This window comes from Stenotrophomonas sp. 62841_Sma, from assembly GCF_056482945.1.
Genome location: NZ_CM151224.1, coordinates 3,670,264 through 3,687,976 on the forward strand (window position 1 = coordinate 3,670,264; position 17,713 = coordinate 3,687,976).

10 protein-coding genes are annotated in these 17,713 nt (G+C 68.6%); 3 read left to right on the top strand and 7 right to left on the bottom strand.

Features of this window, described 5'->3' with window-relative positions; all coding sequences use genetic code 11:
- Window positions 1–12: 12 nt before the first annotated feature.
- The 4 genes from tsaB to mrcB all read right to left on the bottom strand — a co-directional run bounded on the left by tsaB (window position 13) and on the right by mrcB (window position 6,316).
- Complete coding sequence (gene tsaB / locus ACZK5G_RS17270; protein ID WP_134950714.1) at window positions 13–726, bottom strand: tRNA (adenosine(37)-N6)-threonylcarbamoyltransferase complex dimerization subunit type 1 TsaB; 714 nt, start codon at window positions 724–726, stop codon at window positions 13–15.
- A gap of 9 nt (window positions 727–735) precedes the next feature.
- Window positions 736–2,784, bottom strand: a complete 2,049-nt coding sequence (locus tag ACZK5G_RS17275; RefSeq protein WP_164081507.1) for a DNA repair helicase YoaA — start codon at window positions 2,782–2,784, stop codon at window positions 736–738.
- Window positions 2,785–3,341: 557 nt separating this feature from the next.
- Entirely contained in the window at window positions 3,342–3,881 is a 540-nt protein-coding gene (locus ACZK5G_RS17280) for a hypothetical protein (protein ID WP_080355139.1), read from the bottom strand.
- The gene (gene mrcB, locus ACZK5G_RS17285; RefSeq protein ID WP_049462627.1) at window positions 3,878–6,316 is read right to left on the bottom strand and encodes a penicillin-binding protein 1B; all 2,439 of its coding nucleotides are present in this window, start codon (window positions 6,314–6,316) and stop codon (window positions 3,878–3,880) included. The genes ACZK5G_RS17280 and mrcB overlap by 4 nt, the downstream gene beginning before the upstream one ends.
- Window positions 6,317–6,412: 96 nt before the next feature.
- On the opposite strand from mrcB, the gene ACZK5G_RS17290 reads away from it, so the two are divergent.
- The gene (locus ACZK5G_RS17290; RefSeq protein ID WP_478464195.1) at window positions 6,413–8,512 is read left to right on the top strand and encodes a glycosyltransferase; all 2,100 of its coding nucleotides are present in this window, start codon (window positions 6,413–6,415) and stop codon (window positions 8,510–8,512) included.
- Here the strand turns inward: ACZK5G_RS17290 and ACZK5G_RS17295 are convergent.
- On the bottom strand, window positions 8,509–10,074 hold the full coding sequence (locus ACZK5G_RS17295; RefSeq protein ID WP_478464197.1) for a tetratricopeptide repeat protein: 1,566 nt from the start codon (window positions 10,072–10,074) through the stop codon (window positions 8,509–8,511). The two genes, ACZK5G_RS17290 and ACZK5G_RS17295, sit on opposite strands and share 4 nt — an antisense overlap.
- Window positions 10,075–10,104: 30 nt before the next feature.
- Window positions 10,105–12,261 carry a RelA/SpoT family protein gene (locus tag ACZK5G_RS17300; RefSeq protein WP_071229588.1) on the bottom strand — a complete coding sequence of 719 codons (2,157 nt, stop codon included), beginning with the start codon at window positions 12,259–12,261 and terminating at the stop codon, window positions 10,105–10,107.
- A gap of 130 nt (window positions 12,262–12,391) precedes the next feature.
- On the opposite strand from ACZK5G_RS17300, the gene ACZK5G_RS17305 reads away from it, so the two are divergent.
- Window positions 12,392–12,928: a hypothetical protein gene (locus ACZK5G_RS17305; protein WP_032130197.1), complete on the top strand. Its 537-nt coding sequence runs from the start codon at window positions 12,392–12,394 to the stop codon at window positions 12,926–12,928.
- 53 nt (window positions 12,929–12,981) lie between these two features.
- Here ACZK5G_RS17305 and hrpA read toward each other — a convergent pair whose 3' ends face one another.
- Window positions 12,982–17,064 (bottom strand): ATP-dependent RNA helicase HrpA, encoded by a 4,083-nt coding sequence (gene hrpA, locus ACZK5G_RS17310; protein WP_478464198.1) that lies wholly within the window; start codon window positions 17,062–17,064, stop codon window positions 12,982–12,984.
- 86 nt (window positions 17,065–17,150) lie between these two features.
- Between hrpA and ACZK5G_RS17315 the strand changes: the two genes are divergently transcribed.
- The gene (locus ACZK5G_RS17315; RefSeq protein WP_006439098.1) at window positions 17,151–17,699 is read left to right on the top strand and encodes a Dps family protein; all 549 of its coding nucleotides are present in this window, start codon (window positions 17,151–17,153) and stop codon (window positions 17,697–17,699) included.
- Window positions 17,700–17,713: the final 14 nt, after the last annotated feature.

Genomic DNA, 17,713 nt, shown 5'->3' on the forward strand with positions numbered 1-17,713 from the left:
GCCACGAGGGGCTCAGCCGTTGGCCTTCGCCTTCGCCTCGCGCGCGGCCTGTTGCTCGACCAGGGTCAGTGCCACGTTGTCACGCAGGTACGCCGGCTCGACCTTCTCCGGTGCGATGGCTTCGCCGCGCGCGAAGGCCGGCACCGCCAGTGCCAGCACGTCCGACGCCCGCGGCAACGCAGTGGCATCAACGCCGCGCAGGCCAGCGCCCAACTGCGTAACAAGCGCACCCTCGGCCGCACCAAACCCGGTACCGACGCCGTAGGCGGACAGCCCTTCCGGTAGCGATACCGCAGCGGGTGCGCATACGCGCTCGGCATCACGCGCCACCGGCAGGCCGTCCACGCGCTCGAAGCGGGCAACGTAGAGTTCGCCCATCCGCGCATCGATCGCTGACAGGATCTGCGTTTCTTCCGTCGGTGCCCGCAGCGCCAGTACCTGCAGCGTCGAGACCGGCAGCAGCGGGCGGTCCAGGGCCAGCGCGATACCCTGCGCAATGGCGATCGCCAGACGCACGCCGGTGAACGCACCGGGGCCACGGCTGAGCGCGATGCCGTCCAGCTGGCGGCGGCTGATGCCGGCTTCGGCCAGCAGCGCCTCCGCCCACGGCAGGCTCAGTTCGGCGTGCCGGCGCGGGGCAATCTCGAAGCGTTCCAGCACCTGCCCATCGACATGCAGGGCAACGGAACAGGCTTCGGTGGCGGTTTCAAAGGCGAGCAGTTTCATCGGATCGGGTCAGAACAGGGGGAACGTGGCACCGGGCGCCGGCTCAGGGCCGGTCGCAACAGCGACTGGGGCAGCCGCATCATCGGACACGGGCGCCCATTGTGGCGTAAAGAAGGCCTGCACATCGGCCAGGCTGCGAGTACGCCGGAACGGCGGCAGCGAATCGAGGAAGACCCGGCCATAGCCCCGGTTGAGCAGGCGCGGGTCGCACAGTACCAGCACGCCACGGTCGCTCTCGCTGCGGATCAGGCGGCCGACACCCTGCTTCAATGCGATCACCGCCTGCGGCAACTGCTCGTCGCGGAACGGATTGCCGCCCTGGCTGCGGATCGCCTCCAGCCGCGCCTCGTACACCGGATCGTCCGGCGCCGCGAACGGCAGCTTGTCGATCATCACCACGCTCAGCGCTTCGCCGACCACATCCACGCCCTCGCGGAAACTGGCCGAGCCGAGCAGCACGCCATTGCCGGATTCACGGAAGCGCTGCAGCAGCGTCGCGCGCGGTGCCTCGCCCTGCACAAACAGCGGCCATGGCCCGTCGCGCAATGCCTCGGCGGCCTCACGCAATGCACGGTGCGAGGCGAACAACAGGAAGGCCCTGCCCTGCGAGGCCTGCAACACCGGCCGCAAGGTCTGGATCAGCGCGGTGCCAAACCCGCGCGCCGCCGGATCGGGCAGGCCTTCGGGCAGGTAGCACAGCGCCTGCTCGGGCCAATTGAACGGGCTTGGCTGCACCAGCGTGTGCGGATCATCCAGGCCCAGGCGCGTGGCGATGTGGTCGAAACCACCGCCCACGGTCAGCGTCGCCGAGGTGAAGATCCATGCCGCGCGACTACGCTCACGATGCTCGCGCAACGGGCCGGATACATCCATCGGCGTGCGCTGGCAGCGGAAACCACGTGGCGTGAGCTCGTACCAGAGCACATCAGCCGCGCTGGCTGTGTCCGCCGGATCGGTATCGAAGTCGAGAGTGGGCTCGTCATCGCCCAACCAGCGGCTGAGCCGCGAGACCGCCTCGCGCGCCCGCGCATGACAGGCATCCAGACCCGCCGCCGCTTCGCGCAGCGGCTGCAATGCCTGCTCCAGGGTCACCAACCCTGCCATCACCGTATCGAATCCGTCGCGCACCTGTGGCATCGCCAGCGCGCGCCATTGCGTGCCACGCGGCGGCAGTCCCTCCATCGCCGAACGCAGCGCCAGCAGCGCCTGCTGCAACTGGTCGACCGGTTCCTGCAGCGCCGACTGCGCGCCGCCCACACCGCGTGCTTCAGCCAGGCAGTCGCGTCCCAGCTCCTGCCACGGGCGCATGCCGAAGCCTTCGCCGAAAAACTGCGCGGCCAATTCGGGCAGTTGATGCGCCTCGTCGATGACGAAGGCCTGTGCACCGGGCAACAGCTCACCGAAGCCGTCCTGCTTCAGCGCCAGATCGGCCAGCAGCAGGTGATGGTTGACCACCACCACGTCGGCGGCCTGCGCGCGTTGCCGCGCGCGCACCACGAAGCAGTCATCCCAGAACGGGCAATCGGTGCCCAGGCAGTTGTCGACGGTGGAGGTGACCATCGGCAGCAATGGGGAGTCGTCGGCCAGCCCGTCGAGCTCGGCGATGTCACCGAACTCCGAGCGACCGGACCAGGCCAGGATGCGCTGGAACTGCGCTGCCTGTTCGGGGCTGGAAAAACGCGGCTCTCCACGCGCCTGCTGCAGGCGGTAGCGGCACAGGTAATTCGCACGCCCCTTCAGCAGCGCACTGCGCAGGCCGACCCCGAGCGCCTGGCGCACGCGCGGCAGATCGCGATGGTAGAGCTGGTCCTGCAGCGCGCGGGTGCCTGTGGAGATGATGGTACGCAGCCCGGACAGCAGCACCGGCACCAGATAGGCAAACGTCTTGCCGGTGCCGGTACCGGCCTCGGCCAGCAGCAGATCACGCTGCTGCAGCGCATCGGCGATGGCTTCGGTCAGGTGCAGCTGTGCCGGACGCGGGACGAATGCATCCAGGTGAGAGGCGAGCGCGCCGCCGTCGCTGAGGGCTTCGCGGCTGGCATGGACAAGGTCGGACATCAGAGGGAAAGGATACCCGGCCGGGCGCTGCCCGGCACCCGTTTCAAGCCGGAGCCAGAGCACCAGCAACGGCAACGGCGGTCATGGCTCTGGGTTGCACCGAGGGCTGGCAGGGGACTGTGGGTTTGCGGGGACGCCGTAAACCCGTCCCTGGGGGCTTGGCCGCGGCATCCATGCCGCGGACACCCCGCAAACCCACAGTCCCCCACCTTCGACAGTGCCCCGGTGACGGAGGCACGCGCTTCGTAGAGTCGAGCTTGCTCGACTGGGATGTCAAAAGCGGTTGAGGGAACGGGAAAAGAGGACGAATTACCGCGAGCGCGCGCAGCGCGCGACCCGCTTTTGATTTTGATTTTGTTCTTGCCTGCGGCCCGCGCGATGTATAGCGGGCCGGGTGGGTGGGGCGTGCAGGACCGTTGGCGCCATGGATGGCGCCATCGAGCCCCCAGGGATGGGTTTACGGCGTGTCCTGCACGCCCCACCCACCCGGCCCATCACCCGCATCCATCAGTGCGCGCGCGCCACAGAGGGGGCAGCGCCCGATGGAGTGGAATACCTCAGTACCGCTTGATCCCCGGCACGGTGCAGCCTTCCAGCTGCGCATGCGCGGACACCGCGTTCTCCTTCTCGCCGCGCGCCAGACGCGACTGCTCGATCGTCGCCCAGTGCCGGCGGCACAGCGGCCCGGTCTTCGAGCCCAGATCCACCGCCTTGCGCGCGAACGTCTCCGCCTGTGCCCATTGGCCCTGCAGCAGCGCCAGCTCGGCACGCTCCTGCAACACCGCCGGGTCACCGGCCACGATTTCCAGCGCATGGTCCAGGCTGCTGGCGGCACCGGCCAGGTCGTTGGCCTGGCGCTGCGTCTGTGCGGTCACCCGCAGGTCTTCCACCTGCGAATCACGCAGCGGCTGCACCGACAGCTCCTTGTCGTCCGGACCTGCGGCCGCATCCACCGCAGCCAGGCGCTGTGCCGGCGTGGTGGTATCAACCGGCGGCTTGGCCACCGGCGGTGCGCTGCTGACGCAGGCGGCCAGGGCCAGGCTGAGGCCGGTCAGGGCCAGGGGCTGCAGCAGGGATCGCATGTTCATCGGCATCATCGGCTCGGGGGAGGAGTGGCGGCGGCGGGCGCCGCGGCAGGTTCAGCAGGCGGCTCAGGCTTGCGGTCCAGGCCGAACCAGCTACGCCAGCCACCGCCCTCGCCTTCGGCACCCTGCCCGTCCGGCGACACCGCCGGCGCACACGGTGCATAGGCCGGTGAATAGCCCACCACGAACGGGAAACGACGCGCGCCCGGGCAGCCTTCATCCGTGCTGTTGAGTCCGGTCGGCGCCACCGACTGCCAGTCCAGGCCCTTGTTGCTGACCCGCAGTGGCGCACTCGGCAGGCGCTGGAAGATGCCCGACCAGACCCGCATCGCGCCGGTGGCACCGTACAGGCCGGCCTGCTCGTTCTGGTCGTTGCCGATCCAGATCACCGCCAGATGATCGCCGGTGTAACCGGCGTACCAGCTGTCGCGGCCATCGTTGGTGGTACCGGTCTTGCCGGCCGGCTGCAGGCGGCCGAGGCCATCGGCGTTGAGCCGCTGCGCGGTGCCGCTGGCAACCACCTGCTGCAGGCCGACACTGATCAGGTTGGCGGCAATCGAGTCGCCTTCCTGGGCCGGTGCCGGGGTCTTGTCGTAACGCTTGAGCAGCTTGCCCTGCGGATCGAGCACGCCACGCACCGCATGCAGCGGCTGGATTTCGCCACCGGACGCGAGGAACTGGTACAGCTGGGCCATCGCGTACGGGCTCTGGTCGGTCGAACCGAGAATCACCGCCGGATTCGCCTCGGCCTTGATGCCGGCCAGCACGTGGATGAGCTGGGTCACGCGCTCGGGACCGACCTGCATGCCCACGCGCACCGTGGCCTGGTTGTAGGAATGCGCCAGCGCGTCGATCAGGCGCACGGTGCCGTGGCTGCGGTTGTCCGCGTTGCCCGGGTTCCAGTTGCGGCCGCGGCCGAGCTGGACGGTCACCGGTGAATCGTCGACCCAGCTGGCCAGCGAGTAGCGGTCCGGCTGCGCCAACGCGAGCAGGTACACGAACGGCTTCAGCAACGAGCCGACCGGGCGCTGTGCTTCGATCGCACGGTTGAAGCCGACCTCGGACACTTCACGGCTGCCGATCACCGCCAGCACGTCACCGTTGTGCACGTCGGTCAGCACCATGCCGGCCTGCAGTTCGGGGCGACGCTTGCTCTCCAGCGACTTGATGGTGCGGGTCACCGCGCCTTCGGCATAGGCCTGCGCGGACGGCGACATACCGGTCATCACGCTCAGGCCGGCGCCCTGCAGGGCAGATTCCGGATAGTCGTGCCCCAATTGGCGGCGGACCAGATCGACATAGGCGGGGAAGCGGTTGGCGGCAACCAGGCCCGGCGTCTTGGGCACGCCCAGCGGGGCCTTCAACGCACGCTGGTACTCGGCGTCATCGATCAGCGTGGCTTCGTGCAGTTTGCCCAGCACGAAGTTGCGGCGATCCAGCGCGCGTTCCGGATTGCGCCGCGGGTCGTAGAAGGACGGGCCCTTGACCAGGCCGATCAGCAGCGCGATCTGCTCGGTCTCCAGCGACTGCAGGTCGCGACCGAACCAGAACTCGGCGCCAGAGGACATGCCATGGATGGCCTGGCTGCCACGCTGGCCCAGGTACACCTGGTTGAGGTAGGCCTCGAAGATGGTGCGCTTGTCGTAGCGCGCTTCCATGATCAGCGCGTAGAGCACTTCGTTGAATTTGCGGGTAACCGTCTGCTCCTTGCCGATGCCGAGCAGGCCGCTGCGGGCCAGCTGCTGGGTCAGCGTAGAGGCGCCCTGGCGGCTCTGGCCACCGGAGCGGATGGTTACCCACACCGCGCGCGCGATGCCGGACAGGTCGATGCCGTGGTGGCGGTTGAAGTCCTTGTCCTCCACCGCCTGCAGGCCGGTCACCAGCAGGTCCGGCGCCTCGTCCATGCGGATCAGGCGGCGTTCTTCCTGCTTCTGGCCGTACAGGGTGGCGATGCGGGCCGGGTCCAACCGCGCGGCCTTCAAGGCCTTGCGGTTGTCGGCGTCGCGCAGCGAGGCGACCGCACCATCGGCCAGTGACAACTCGAGCCGGCGCGGGGCAACCCGGCCATCGACGTCGTTGTAGCCGCGGCTGGAGATGACGAAGCGCCCGCCGTTCACCGCATAGGTGGCCGGCTCCTTGCCCTGGCCGTCATCGCGGTAGGCGGAGGCGGCCAGCTCGGTCTTCAGCGTGGACGCATCCATCGCCTTGCCGGGGGTGAGCACCAGCGGGCGCGCGTAGACGCGCGTCGGGATCTGCCAGCGCAGCTCGCCGAAACGCTGGGTCACCTGCTGGTTCAGGTACAGCGTATAGGGAATGAGGAAACCCAATCCCAACGCGACCGCAGCCATGCTCCAGGTGATCAGCCGGCGCCGCCACAGCGGGCCGTTGTCCTGCTGGTCGTCGTCGTCGAAATCGTCGATGTCGTCGGAATCGTAGCGTCGGGGCACGGGAATGCGAGAATGTAGGGTCTGGCGAGTCTACCCCAGCCGCTGCGGCTGGCGAATTCTCCCGGGTTCCCCTGCTTAAGCTGGAGTTGCAACCGGATGGCGATGTCCCTGGCCGAGATCCGATACCTGATCAACCGCCTCACGGGCCTGGCCCGCCGGAGCCTGGCCAGCCTGCGTACCCGTGGGTGGCGGGCGACCTGGCAGCGCATCCGCGTGCATACCCAGCGCGCCGTTCCTGCGCCGCGAACGCCGCTGTTCCTGCCGCCGGCACAGGATTTCGCCCCCTTCACGGTGCCGTTCAGCGAAACGCCGGAAGTGAGTATCGTCATCCCGGTCTACAACCACGTCGGCCATACCCTGGCCTGCCTGCGCGCCCTGGCGGCACATCCGCCGCTGGCGGCGTGCGAGATCCTGGTCGTGGATGACGGCAGCAGCGACGCCACCTTGCAATGGATGCCGCAGGTCGCCGGACTGCGCTATGAAGTGCGCGAGTACAACGGCGGCTTCATCGAGGCCTGCAACGATGGCGTGTCGCGCGCACGCGGCCGCTATGTGGTGCTGCTCAACAACGATACGGTGCCACAGCCGGGCTGGCTGGATGCCCTGCTGGACACGTTCGCCAGCACACCCGACGCCGGTCTGGTCGGCAGCCAGCTGCTGTACCCGGATGGCCGCCTGCAGGAATCAGGGGGGGTGATCTTCGCTAACGGCAGCGGCTGGAGCTACGGCCGTTTCGAGGCGGCGGACGACCCACGCTTTGCCAGCCTGCGCGACGTCGACTACTGCTCCGGCGCGGCGCTGATGCTGCCGCGCGCCCTCTGGCAGCAGCTGGGCGGCTTCGATACCCGTTACAAGCCGGCGTACTACGAGGACACCGACCTGGCCTTCCGCGTTCGCGCCCAGGGCCTGCGTGTGCTGGTGCAACCAGCCAGCCGGGTGATCCACGATGAAGGCACCAGCAACGGCACCGATACCGGCAGCGGGGTGAAGGCCTACCAGGTGCGCAACCAGGCCATCTTCGCCGCCCGCTGGGCCACCGAGCTGGCCCGCCATCCGGCGGTGGGCGAAGTGCCGTCACCCGTGCTGCTGCTGCGTGGCCGACGCCAGGTGTTGATCCTGGACGAGGAAGTACCCCAGCCGGATCGCGATTCGGCGTCACTGCGCCAGGTGAACCTGATCCGCCTGCTGCTGCAGGGCGGCGCTCATGTGGTGTTTGTTCCCACCCGCCGCGAACATGGCGGTGCCGCCACCGAAGCACTGCAGCGGATGGGCGTGGAAGTCTGGTATGCGCCGTTCCTCGATGGCGTCGCCAGCTGGCTGCGAACGCACGGTGCGCGTTTCCACGTGGCGCTGCTGGTCCGCCACCATGTCGCCCACGAGTGCCTGCCGCTGCTGAAGCGCTATGCGCCGCAGGCCCGCACCGTGTTCGACACCGTGGACCTGCACTACCTGCGCGAACGTCGTGGTGCCGAAGTCGCCGGTGATGCCGGGTTGCTGCGCGCCGCCGAGCGCACCCGCGCCAGCGAGCTGGCGGTGATGGAGCAGTGCGACGTCACCGTGCTGGTCAGTGCCGCCGAGCGCGAGCAGCTGCAGGCCGACGCCCCTTCCGTGCAGGTGGAGCTGATCTCCAACCTGCACGACGTCGCCGGCGCCGGCAAACCGTTCGAACAGCGCCATGATCTGGTGTTTGTCGGCGGCTTCCGCCATCCGCCGAACCTGGATGCCATGGAGTGGTTCATCGGCGAAGTCTTTGCCGGCATCCGCGCCCGCCTGCCCGAGGTACGCCTGCACTGCATCGGTGCCGCCACACCGGAATCGCTGCTGGCATTGGCCGCACGCCAACCCGGCGTGCAGATGCACGGTTTCGTCGAGGACATCACGCCCTACATGGACGGCGCACGCATTTCCATCGCGCCGCTGCGTTTCGGCGCCGGCGTGAAGGGCAAGATCAACCTGAGCATGGCCCATGGCCAGCCGGTGGTAGGTACCACCTGCGCCGTGGAAGGAATGCACCTGCACCCGGGCCAGGACGTGCTGGTGGCGGATGATGCGGCGGGCTTCGCCGATGCGGTGGTCCGCCTGTACCAGGATCCGCAGCTGTGGCAGCAGTTGTCCGACGCCGGCCTGGCCAACATCGCAGAGCACTTCTCCCTCGACGCTGCCCGCGCGACCGTGCAGCGGGTGTTCTTCACCTAATCCGGGCGACCGCCGGCGCGGCGCAGGCGGTCTTCGAACGCCGGCAGCTCGGCCAGGTCCGGTTGCAGCAACCGTGCCTGTTCGGCGGCGTGTGCGGCAAACGCCAGGTCTCCATTGCCGAGCCGTTCGCTGCCGATCGCCAGCCAGCGCTGGGCCAGGCGCAGGCGTGCCGAGGGAAGTCCAACCGCGGTCGGCGACAGGGTCTGCCACGCCTGCAGGCAGGCACCTGCGGCCTGCACGCGATTCTGCCGCAGGTTGTCGTCGAAGCAGCGGCGACTGGCAGGCAGCAGCCGCGCTGCGGCAGCCTTCACCCGTGCATCGCGTGGCGCCAGTGACTGCGCTTCGCGCAACGCGTCGAACGCACTGTGCCCGGGGGGGCTGATCCATTGCCCGGCACGTTCGGCGCGCTCGATCCTGCGCAGGTGGTCGCGCAGTTGGCGCTCGCGCTGCGTGTTGCTGACCGCCGGCTGCTGCAGCGCCTTCTGCGCCTGTTGGGCGCGCTGCAGGCGTTGCGCGAGCTGCTGTTGCGCGGCCGGCGAAGCACCCAGTTCCGCTGCCAGTGCGGCATCGGCCTGCGCCGCTTCGAACTGGAAATCGTCGGCCTGCTTCTGGCTGCGTGCCAGCACCGCCTGCAAGGTCTGTTCGCGGCCGCGCTGGGCACTGGAATCATCAACCGCCACTGCCAGCACGGCGAGGAATCCCTTCGCTGCCGATTCCAGCTGCCGACGCTGCAAGGCGCGCTGGGCCTGGCGCAGGCGCTGGTCGACGGCCTGTGCCAATGCTTCCTGGCTGGCGGGCAGATCGGCGTGGCCGGCATCGAACTGGCGCGCACGCTGCAGTATCGCGGCTGCCTCGGCCAGCTCGCCGCGCCCGGCCAGGATGCGGGCCTGCTGCAGCAGATCGCTCAGTGCGTCCTCGCGACCTTCCAGCGCCGGCAGATTGTCCGGCTGCAGTACCAGGATGCCCTGGAACAGGGGCAGCGCGCTGCTGTCACCGTCGTCCAGCCGGCCCGCTGCAAAGGCGTTGCGCGCCTGCGCCAGCAGTGCACCGATGCCGGCGCCTGCGCTGCGCCGGGCCTGCAGCTGGCGTGCCACGGCATCCGCATCGCCCTGCGGCACCTGCAGTTCCCGGGCCAGTGCCAGCGCCTGCGCGCTGCCTTCGAGGTCGTTGGCCTGCAGTTTTTCGCTGGCCTGCTGCAGGGCCGCGGCGCCGGTACGGGCCAGCCCCTCACGGGCCTGCGGACGATCACCATCCAGCGCCAGCACGGCCTGGTAGCGCTCACGCGCACCACTGCCATCGGCGGCACTCAGCCGCCCAGCCGCCAGTGCGCGATCGCCTTCGGCCAGCAACTGTTCAATCTGAGGCTCATCCCAGAACCAGTCGGCCAGCGGCTTGCGCAGCAGCACCAGCAGCACGAACACCGCCAGCGCCGCGACCAGCGCCCAGCGCCACACCCGGCGCGCGTGACGTGCCTGCAGCCACCACCAACGGCCTTCGCGGCGGACGCGGTCCAGCGCAGGATGTTCAGCGCCATGCGGGCGATGCGGAGGCTCGCGTTCCATGCGTGCAGGGTAGCCGGGGCAGCGTGAAGCTCAGCCGAGGCGACGCGCCTCGCTCACGCCGGGCAGCGCATCCAGCTTGCCCAGCAGGGTCGACAGCTGGCCGTAGTCGCTCACCTTCAGGCGCAGGCGCAGGTGGGCACGGCCACTGTTGCGCACGTTGTCACTGTGGATGTCGAGCACGTAGGCGTCTTCCTGGGCGATCAGGTTGGTGATGTCCTTCAGCAGCCAGCGGCGGTCGACCGCAGTGACCACCACGTCCACTTCGTAGCCGCCACCGGCCTGGCCCCACTCCACCGGCAGGATGCGCTGCGGGCTGGTGGCTGCCAGCCGGGCCAGCGCGGCACAGTCTGCACGATGCACGGTGACACCCCGGCTACGGGTCAGGTAGCCGACGATCGGTTCACCGGCCACTGGCTGGCAGCAACGCGCCAGCTGCACCAGCAGGTTGCCCACGCCCTGCACGGTGAACTTGGACTTGCCCAGGTTCTCGCGGCGCGCGGTCGGCCGCGGCAGGGCTGGCGCAGGCGTCGGCTGGCTCGCTGCACGTTCGGCTTCCAGCAGGGTACGACTGACCTGGTTCGGGCCGGTGTCACCCAGCGCCACCTGGATGTAGAGGTCGTCAACGCTGTCGGCATGGAACTTCTTCGCCGCCACCGCCAGATCAGAATGCTGCAGGCCCAGACGCTTCAGCTCGCGCTCGAGCAGTTCGCGCCCGGCCTGCACGTTGCGCGCGCGGTCCAGCTTGTGGAACCAGCTGCGTACTTTTTCGCGCGAGCGGTTGCTGGCCAGGAAGCCGTTGGCCGGCATCAGCCAGTCGCGGCGCGGATCGGCCTCCTTGCCGGTCAGGATCTCGACGCGGTCGCCGCTGCGCAGGCGGTAGGTCAGCGGCACGATACGGCCATTGACCTTCGCACCACGGCAGCGATGGCCCACCATCGTGTGCACCTGGTAGGCGAAATCGAGCGGCGTGGCGCCCTGCGGCAGGTCCAGCACCTCGTCCTTCGGGCTCAGTGCATAGACCCGGTCCTCGGTCAGCTCGGCATCGAGTGCCCCGGCCAGTTCATTGCCCTGCCCGTCCTGCGCCTGCTCCAGCAGCTGGCGCATCCAGGTGATCTTGCGGTCGAAGGACTTCTCCGCGCCCTTGCCGCCTTCCTTGTACTTCCAGTGCGCGGCCACGCCCAGCTCGGCCTGCGAATGCATCTCGTGGGTACGGATCTGCACTTCGATGGTGCGCCCTTCCGGGCCGACCACGGCGGTATGCAGCGAGCGATAGTCGTTGGCCTTGGGCCGGGCGATGTAGTCGTCGAACTCGCTGGGCACCGGCGCCCACAGTGCATGCACCACGCCCAGCGCGGCGTAGCAGGCGGCGACATCGTCGACCATGACGCGCACCGCACGGATGTCGTACAGCTGGTCGAACGCCAGCCGCTTCTTCTGCATCTTCCGCCAGATGCTGTAGATGTGCTTCGGGCGGCCACTGACCTCGGCCTTGATGCCCTGCGCGACCAGTTCGCGCGACAGCACCTTCTTGACGTTCTCGACGTAACGCTCGCGGGCGATGCGGGTTTCGTCCACCTCCCGCGCAATGCGCCGGTAGGTCTCCGGTTCCAGGTGGCGGAACGCCAGGTCCTCCAGCTCCCACTTCAGCTGCCAGATGCCCAGGCGGTTGGCCAACGGCGCATGGATGTCGCGGGTCAGCTGCGCCAGCGCGCGGCGTTGCTCGTCGTCCAGCTTGTCGGCCGCGCGCATGCGCGCCAGCTGCCGCGCCAGCAGGATGGGCACCACGCGCAGGTCACGGATGATCGCCAGCAGCAGGCGGCGCAGGCCTTCGCTGTTGCGCCCGGCCTCGCGGCCGGCGTGCAGCGCCCACACCGGATCGGCCGCATCCTGGCCATCCAGCAGGCCGACCACTGCGGCCTTGTGGTTGCCCAGCGGCAGTTGCTCCAGGCTGGCGCGCAGGCCGGGCAGATCGAACAGCAGGGCCGCGACCACCGCGCCTTCGTCGGCCGAGAGCATCGCCAGTGCGTCGAGGGTGTCGCCCAGCACCGACCAGCTGGCGCGCATCTGATGGTCGCAGTCCTGCGCTTCCCAGTGCCCGCGCAGGGCCTGGCGCAGCGGAGCAGGCAGCACGGCTGCCGAGGGGCGGTTCAACAAGGCATCCAGGCCGGGGACGGAAGCGCGGTTCACAGCATCGAGCAGGTAAGACAGAGGCCCCTACACTAGCGCCGGCGCCGTTCAGGGACAATCACCGCGGCCACCATCACCCGGCATGAAGACATGCCGCTACACTCGCGGGCAAACCCAGGAGAGTCCCGACATGTCCTCGATCGTCCCGCGTTTCCGCCTACGGCTGCTGGCCTGTGCCGCACTGTTGCTGTCCCTGTCGGCGCCTGCGCTGGCCCAGCGCGTGGTGGAGGGTGACCTGCAGCAGCAGATGTCACCGGCCGAGTTCAAGGCGGCCGGCCTGGACAAGCTCAACGCGCAGGAACTGGCCACGCTGAACCGCTGGCTGCAGGGCAAGGTCGAAGCGGCCACCACCCAGGCGGTTGCGGCCGTACGGGAAACGGCGCGCGAGGAAGGCCGTCAGGAAGTGATCGTGAAGAATCGCGGCTTCTTCGATTTCGGCAGCAGCGAGCCGATCACCGGCGTGCTGCAGGGCGAGTTCCGCGGCTTCGGCAAGGGCCGCGTCTACGTGCTGGACAACGGCCAGGAATGGGAGCAGACCGATGCAAGCACCCTGGCCGGTGTGCGCAAGCAGTCCCCCGCCGTCAGCATCAAGCCCGGTGTGATGGGCGTGTGGTACCTGAAGGTCGACGGCGTGAACACCCAGCCGAAGGTGCGCCGAACCAAGTAACGCCGTGACGTTGCTGCAGAGCCGAGCGTGGGCTCGGCTCTGCAGCAACGACGTCACGCCTGGCGCAATGCGGTCACCCGCTGCGCCAGCTTCTTCGCCGAGATGCCGGTGCGCGCACCCAGCTCCTGCGCGAACAGTGACACCCGCAGCTCTTCCAGATCCCAGCGCAGGGCCTGCCATTGCGGGCGCTCGCGCAGTCCCTGCTGCTCCCCCGCTGCCAGCGCTTCCAGGAACGGATGCAGTTCCAGCATGCGTGCCTGGTCACGTGGCGGATCACGCTTGGCGCGCTCGGTGCGCAGGATCATCGCCTTCAGATAGCGCGGGTACTGTGCCAGCGCGTCGGCCGGCGTGTCGCGCAGGAAGCCGGGATGGATCAGGCCGACCAGCTGCGCTTCCATGTCGTCCAGATTGCCGCGCGCCCAGCCCATCAACGGTGCTTCCAGCATCGGCTTCAGTTCCGCCACCAGGGCCAGGATGGTTTCGGCCAGCTTCAGCCGCGACATGGCCTCGCCGAACAGCGCCTTGGCCGCGTGCTCACGACGCTGCTCGAAGGCTGCCGCATCGCGGATGTCTTCCAGCCCCTCGGCCAGCACCGCGTTCATCGCCGCATCGACCAGGTCACCACGCAGGCGCTCCTGCGACTCGATCGCCGCATACAACAGGCCGGTCTTGGCACCGACCGGCAGCTGCTTGCGTGCCTGCTTCACCTTCTCGGCCAGGGCAATCTCCAGCAGACGGCGCACGCCCAGCGGATGGGCCTCCAGCGCCTGCTGGCGATCGGCGAAGATGCGCAGCGCCACGCTGTCGCCCTCGTCCAGCAGCGCCGGATAGGCCGGCACGCCTGCTTCACCGGGTACCTGCAGCGGAATCGGCGTGGCCGGGAACGTGCGCAGGCCATCGGCGGCCATCTCGCGCCCAGCGCGTGCAGCGAACGCATCGCCGGCACGCCCACCGAACTTCGCGCGCAGCGTATCCAGATCGCGCGAGGTCGCCAGCACCTTGCCCTGCTCGTCGCGCAGCCGCAGGTTCATGTGCAGGTGCGGTTCGATCGAACCAGGCTCGAAATCGAGCGCGGTCACCGTTGCGCCGGTCGCACGTGACAGGAAGCGCGCCAGTTCGCCGGTAATGGCATCGGCACTCGGCTGCGGGAACGCCTCGTAGAACGCGCGGCCGAAGTCCGGTGCCGGCACGTAGTTGCGGCGCATCGCCTTGGGCAGGCTGCGGATCAGTGCCGAGGCCTTGTCGGCGACGAAACCCGGCGCCAGCCAGCCCAGTTGCACCGGGTCCAGTGCGTTGAGCAGGTGCAGCGGTACGTCCAGGGTCACGCCATCGTCGTCGGCACCCGGTTCGAAGCGGTAATGCAGTGGCAGGCGCGCCTGGCCCAGCGGCAGGTACTTCGGATAGCGCTCCTGTTCGCTGCCCTCACCCGGCAACAGATCGACCAGCGACCAGTGCAGGGTCTTGCGCTGTTCCGGCGCCAGCCCCTTCCACCAGGTATCCAGCCCCGCGGCCGAATGGATCTGCGGCGGCACCCGGTCCAGGTACCAGCGCGCCTGCCAGTCCTCGTCGGCGACAATGCCGGCGCGGCGCAGCTTGGCTTCTTCTTCGCGGGCGACCTCCAGCACTTTCTGGTTGTCCGCCACGAAGCTGGCGCGGGTGTTGATCTCGCCGGTCACCAGCGCCTGGCGCACGAAGATGTCGTGCGCTTCGCCCGGCGCGATGCGACCGTAGTGCACCGGCTTCTTCGGCGCCAGCACCAGGCCGAACAGGCTGATCTGCTCGGAGGCCAGCACCTGGCCCTGCGCGCGCGACCAGTGCGGATCGAAGTGCTTGCGCAGCAGCAGGTGCGGCAGTTCGGCGATCACCCAGTCCGGCTCGATCGCCGCCAGGGTCATGCCCCACACCTTCTGCGTATCCAGCAGGTTGGCCACCAGCAGCCACGGCGGCGGCCGCTTGGACAGCGCCGAACCCGGGAACGGCAGGAAGCGGCGCTGGCGTGGCGCCTGGAAATCTCCCTTCTCGGTGCGGTGGCCGATCTGCGTCGGCAGGCCCGCCACCAGCGCGCGATGCAGGGTCTGGTACGCAGCGGCACGCACGCGCTCGCTGAAACCGCCGCCCACCGGCGCCTGTTCCTTCTGCGCACGCACGGCTACCGGCGCCGGTACGGCCTCGGCCTTGCCTTCGCGGGCCAGGCGCGCGGCACGGTGCAGCTGGCCTCGGGTGGCTTTCACTGCGGCGGCATCATCACGCGCCGGGGCCGGTGCGCTGCTGCCGGCCAGCAGCGGTGCCATCGAGGCCTCGTTGGCTTCTTCCTTCCAGCCCAGTTCCTCGCACAGCAGGCGCAGTTGGCGATGCAGCTCGCGCCACTCGCGCATGCGCAGGAAGCCAAGGAAGTGGCGGCCGCACCAGTCACGCAGCTTGGACTGGGTCAGGTCTTCGTGGGCCTGCCGATAGGCATCCCACAGGCGCAGCACGCCGACGAATTCGGACCGCCCATCGGCGAACTGCGCATGCGCGCTGTCGGCCGCGCCACGCGCTTCGGGCGGGCGCTCGCGCGGGTCCTGGATGCCCAGGAACGAGGCGATCACCAGCATCGGCCGCAGGCAGCCGGCAGCCTGCGCGGCCACCAGCATGCGCGCCAGCTTCACGTCCACCGGCAGGCGTGCCATCTGCTTGCCGATGGTGGTCATGCGCCGCTCGGCGTCGATCGCGCCCAGTTCGGTCAGTTGCTGCCAGCCGTCGGCCACCGCGCGCTCATCCGGCGCTTCCAGGAACGGGAACTCTTCGATGCGGCCCAGGCCCAGCTGCAGCATGCGCAGGATCACCCCGGCCAGGCTGGAGCGGCGGATTTCCGGATCGGTGAACTCGGGCCGCGCCTGGAAATCGGCCTCGGCATACAGGCGGTAGCAGATGCCCTCGGCGATACGGCCGCAGCGGCCCTTGCGCTGGTTGGCGCTGGCCTGCGAGATCGGCTCGATGTGCAGGCGGTCCAGCTTGTTGCGCGGGCTGTAGCGCTTGACGCGGGCAAAGCCCGGATCGACCACGTAGCGGATGCGCGGCACCGTCAGCGAGGTTTCCGCCACGTTGGTGGCCAGCACGATGCGCCGGTTCGGTCCGGGGTTGAACACCCGGTCCTGGTCCTGGTTGGACAGGCGCGCGTACAGCGGCAGCACCTCGGTATTGCGGTACTTGCGGCGTTCCAGCGACTGGTGCGCATCGCGGATCTCGCGTTCGCCCGGCAGGAAGATCAGCACGTCGCCGCGCGCATCCAGGCGGGTGATTTCGTCGATGGCCGACACGATGGCGTCGTTGACGGTACGTTCGCCCTGGTCTTCGCCCTCGCCTTCCAGCGCGCGGTAGCGCACTTCCACCGGGTAGGTGCGGCCTTCAACGCTGATCACCGGCGCATTGTCGAAATGCTGGGCGAAGCGTTCGGTGTCGATGGTGGCCGAAGTGACGATCAGCTTCAGGTCCGGGCGCTTGCGCAGCAGCTGCTTCAGGTAGCCCAGCAGGAAGTCGATGTTGAGGCTGCGTTCGTGCGCCTCGTCGACGATGATCGTGTCGTAGTTCGACAACCAGCGGTCACTGGCAATTTCCGCCAGCAGGATGCCGTCGGTCATGAACTTGATGCGGCTGTCTTCGCTGACCTTGTCGTTGAAGCGCACCTGGTAGCCGACCAGCTGGCCCAGTTCGCTCTGCAGTTCCTGCGCCACGCGGCTGGCCACCGCACGTGCGGCAATCCGTCGCGGCTGGGTGCAGCCGATCATGCCGGCCTGGCCACGGCCTGCGGCCAGGCACAGTTTCGGCAGCTGGGTGGTCTTGCCCGAGCCGGTTTCACCAGCGATCACCACGACCTGGTGGTCGCGGATCAGCCCGATGATGGCGTCGGCTTCACGCGCAATCGGCAGCTGCGGGTCCAGAGTAATGGACGGCTGCTGCTGCGCCCGTGTCATCCGGCGCTGCACCGACGCCTGCAAGGCCTGCTCGAAAGTGGCGGCCAGTGCCGCATCCTGTGGCTTGGCCTGGCAACGCGAGAGCATCCCCAGCAAACGGCCCCGGTCGCGGCTCATGGCGCCGTCGATGGCGGCGCGCTGTTGGCGCAGGCGGGGTGATGGATTTTTATCGATAGAGTTCATCAATCGGTTCGTTCAAAACTTTGAAAGCGACCAGTCATCACGACCGGTTTATTGTGAAGGCCAACGATTCCACAAGGAGGAACCCCATGGCGAAGACCAAGAGCACGACCAAGGCCAAGACCGGCAAGCAGAAGCTTGCAGCGGCGGCACCGTCGGCGCCGAACATCGATATCGGGATCACCCAGGGCGACCGCAAGAAGATCGCCGACGGTCTGTCGCGCTTCCAGGCCGATGCGTTCACGCTCTACCTGAAGACGCACAACTTCCACTGGAACGTGACCGGGTCGATGTTCAACTCGCTGCACACCATGTTCGAGACGCAGTACACCGAGCAGTGGGCGGCACTGGACGACGTGGCCGAGCGCATCCGCGCGCTGGGCTTCAATGCCCCGGGCTCCTACCGGGAATTCGCTGCGCTGACCTCGATCGCCGAGGAACCGGGCCTGACCGACAGTGCGGACTGGCGTGAAATGGTACGCCAGTTGGTGGTCGCCAACGAAGCGGTCTGCCGTACGGCACGTGAAGTGCTGGACGTGGCGGCCAAGGGGGACGACGCGCCGACCGAGGATCTGATGACCCAGCGCCTGCAGACCCACGAGAAGTACGCCTGGATGCTGCGCTCGCTGCTCCAGTAAGGATTGAGGGGGGT

Excerpts from the sequence above, each read along its gene's own strand:
- ACZK5G_RS17305 (WP_032130197.1), top strand. The coding sequence starts at position 12,392 with ATGTCCTCGATCGTCCCGCGTTTCCGCCTACGGCTGCTGGCCTGTGCC.
- ACZK5G_RS17275 (WP_164081507.1), bottom strand. The coding sequence starts at position 2,784 with ATGTCCGACCTTGTCCATGCCAGCCGCGAAGCCCTCAGCGACGGCGGC.
- ACZK5G_RS17290 (WP_478464195.1), top strand. The coding sequence starts at position 6,413 with ATGGCGATGTCCCTGGCCGAGATCCGATACCTGATCAACCGCCTCACG.
- tsaB (WP_134950714.1), bottom strand. The coding sequence starts at position 726 with ATGAAACTGCTCGCCTTTGAAACCGCCACCGAAGCCTGTTCCGTTGCC.
- ACZK5G_RS17315 (WP_006439098.1), top strand. The coding sequence starts at position 17,151 with ATGGCGAAGACCAAGAGCACGACCAAGGCCAAGACCGGCAAGCAGAAG.
- ACZK5G_RS17295 (WP_478464197.1), bottom strand. The coding sequence starts at position 10,074 with ATGGAACGCGAGCCTCCGCATCGCCCGCATGGCGCTGAACATCCTGCG.
- ACZK5G_RS17280 (WP_080355139.1), bottom strand. The coding sequence starts at position 3,881 with ATGATGCCGATGAACATGCGATCCCTGCTGCAGCCCCTGGCCCTGACC.
- hrpA (WP_478464198.1), bottom strand. The coding sequence starts at position 17,064 with ATGAACTCTATCGATAAAAATCCATCACCCCGCCTGCGCCAACAGCGC.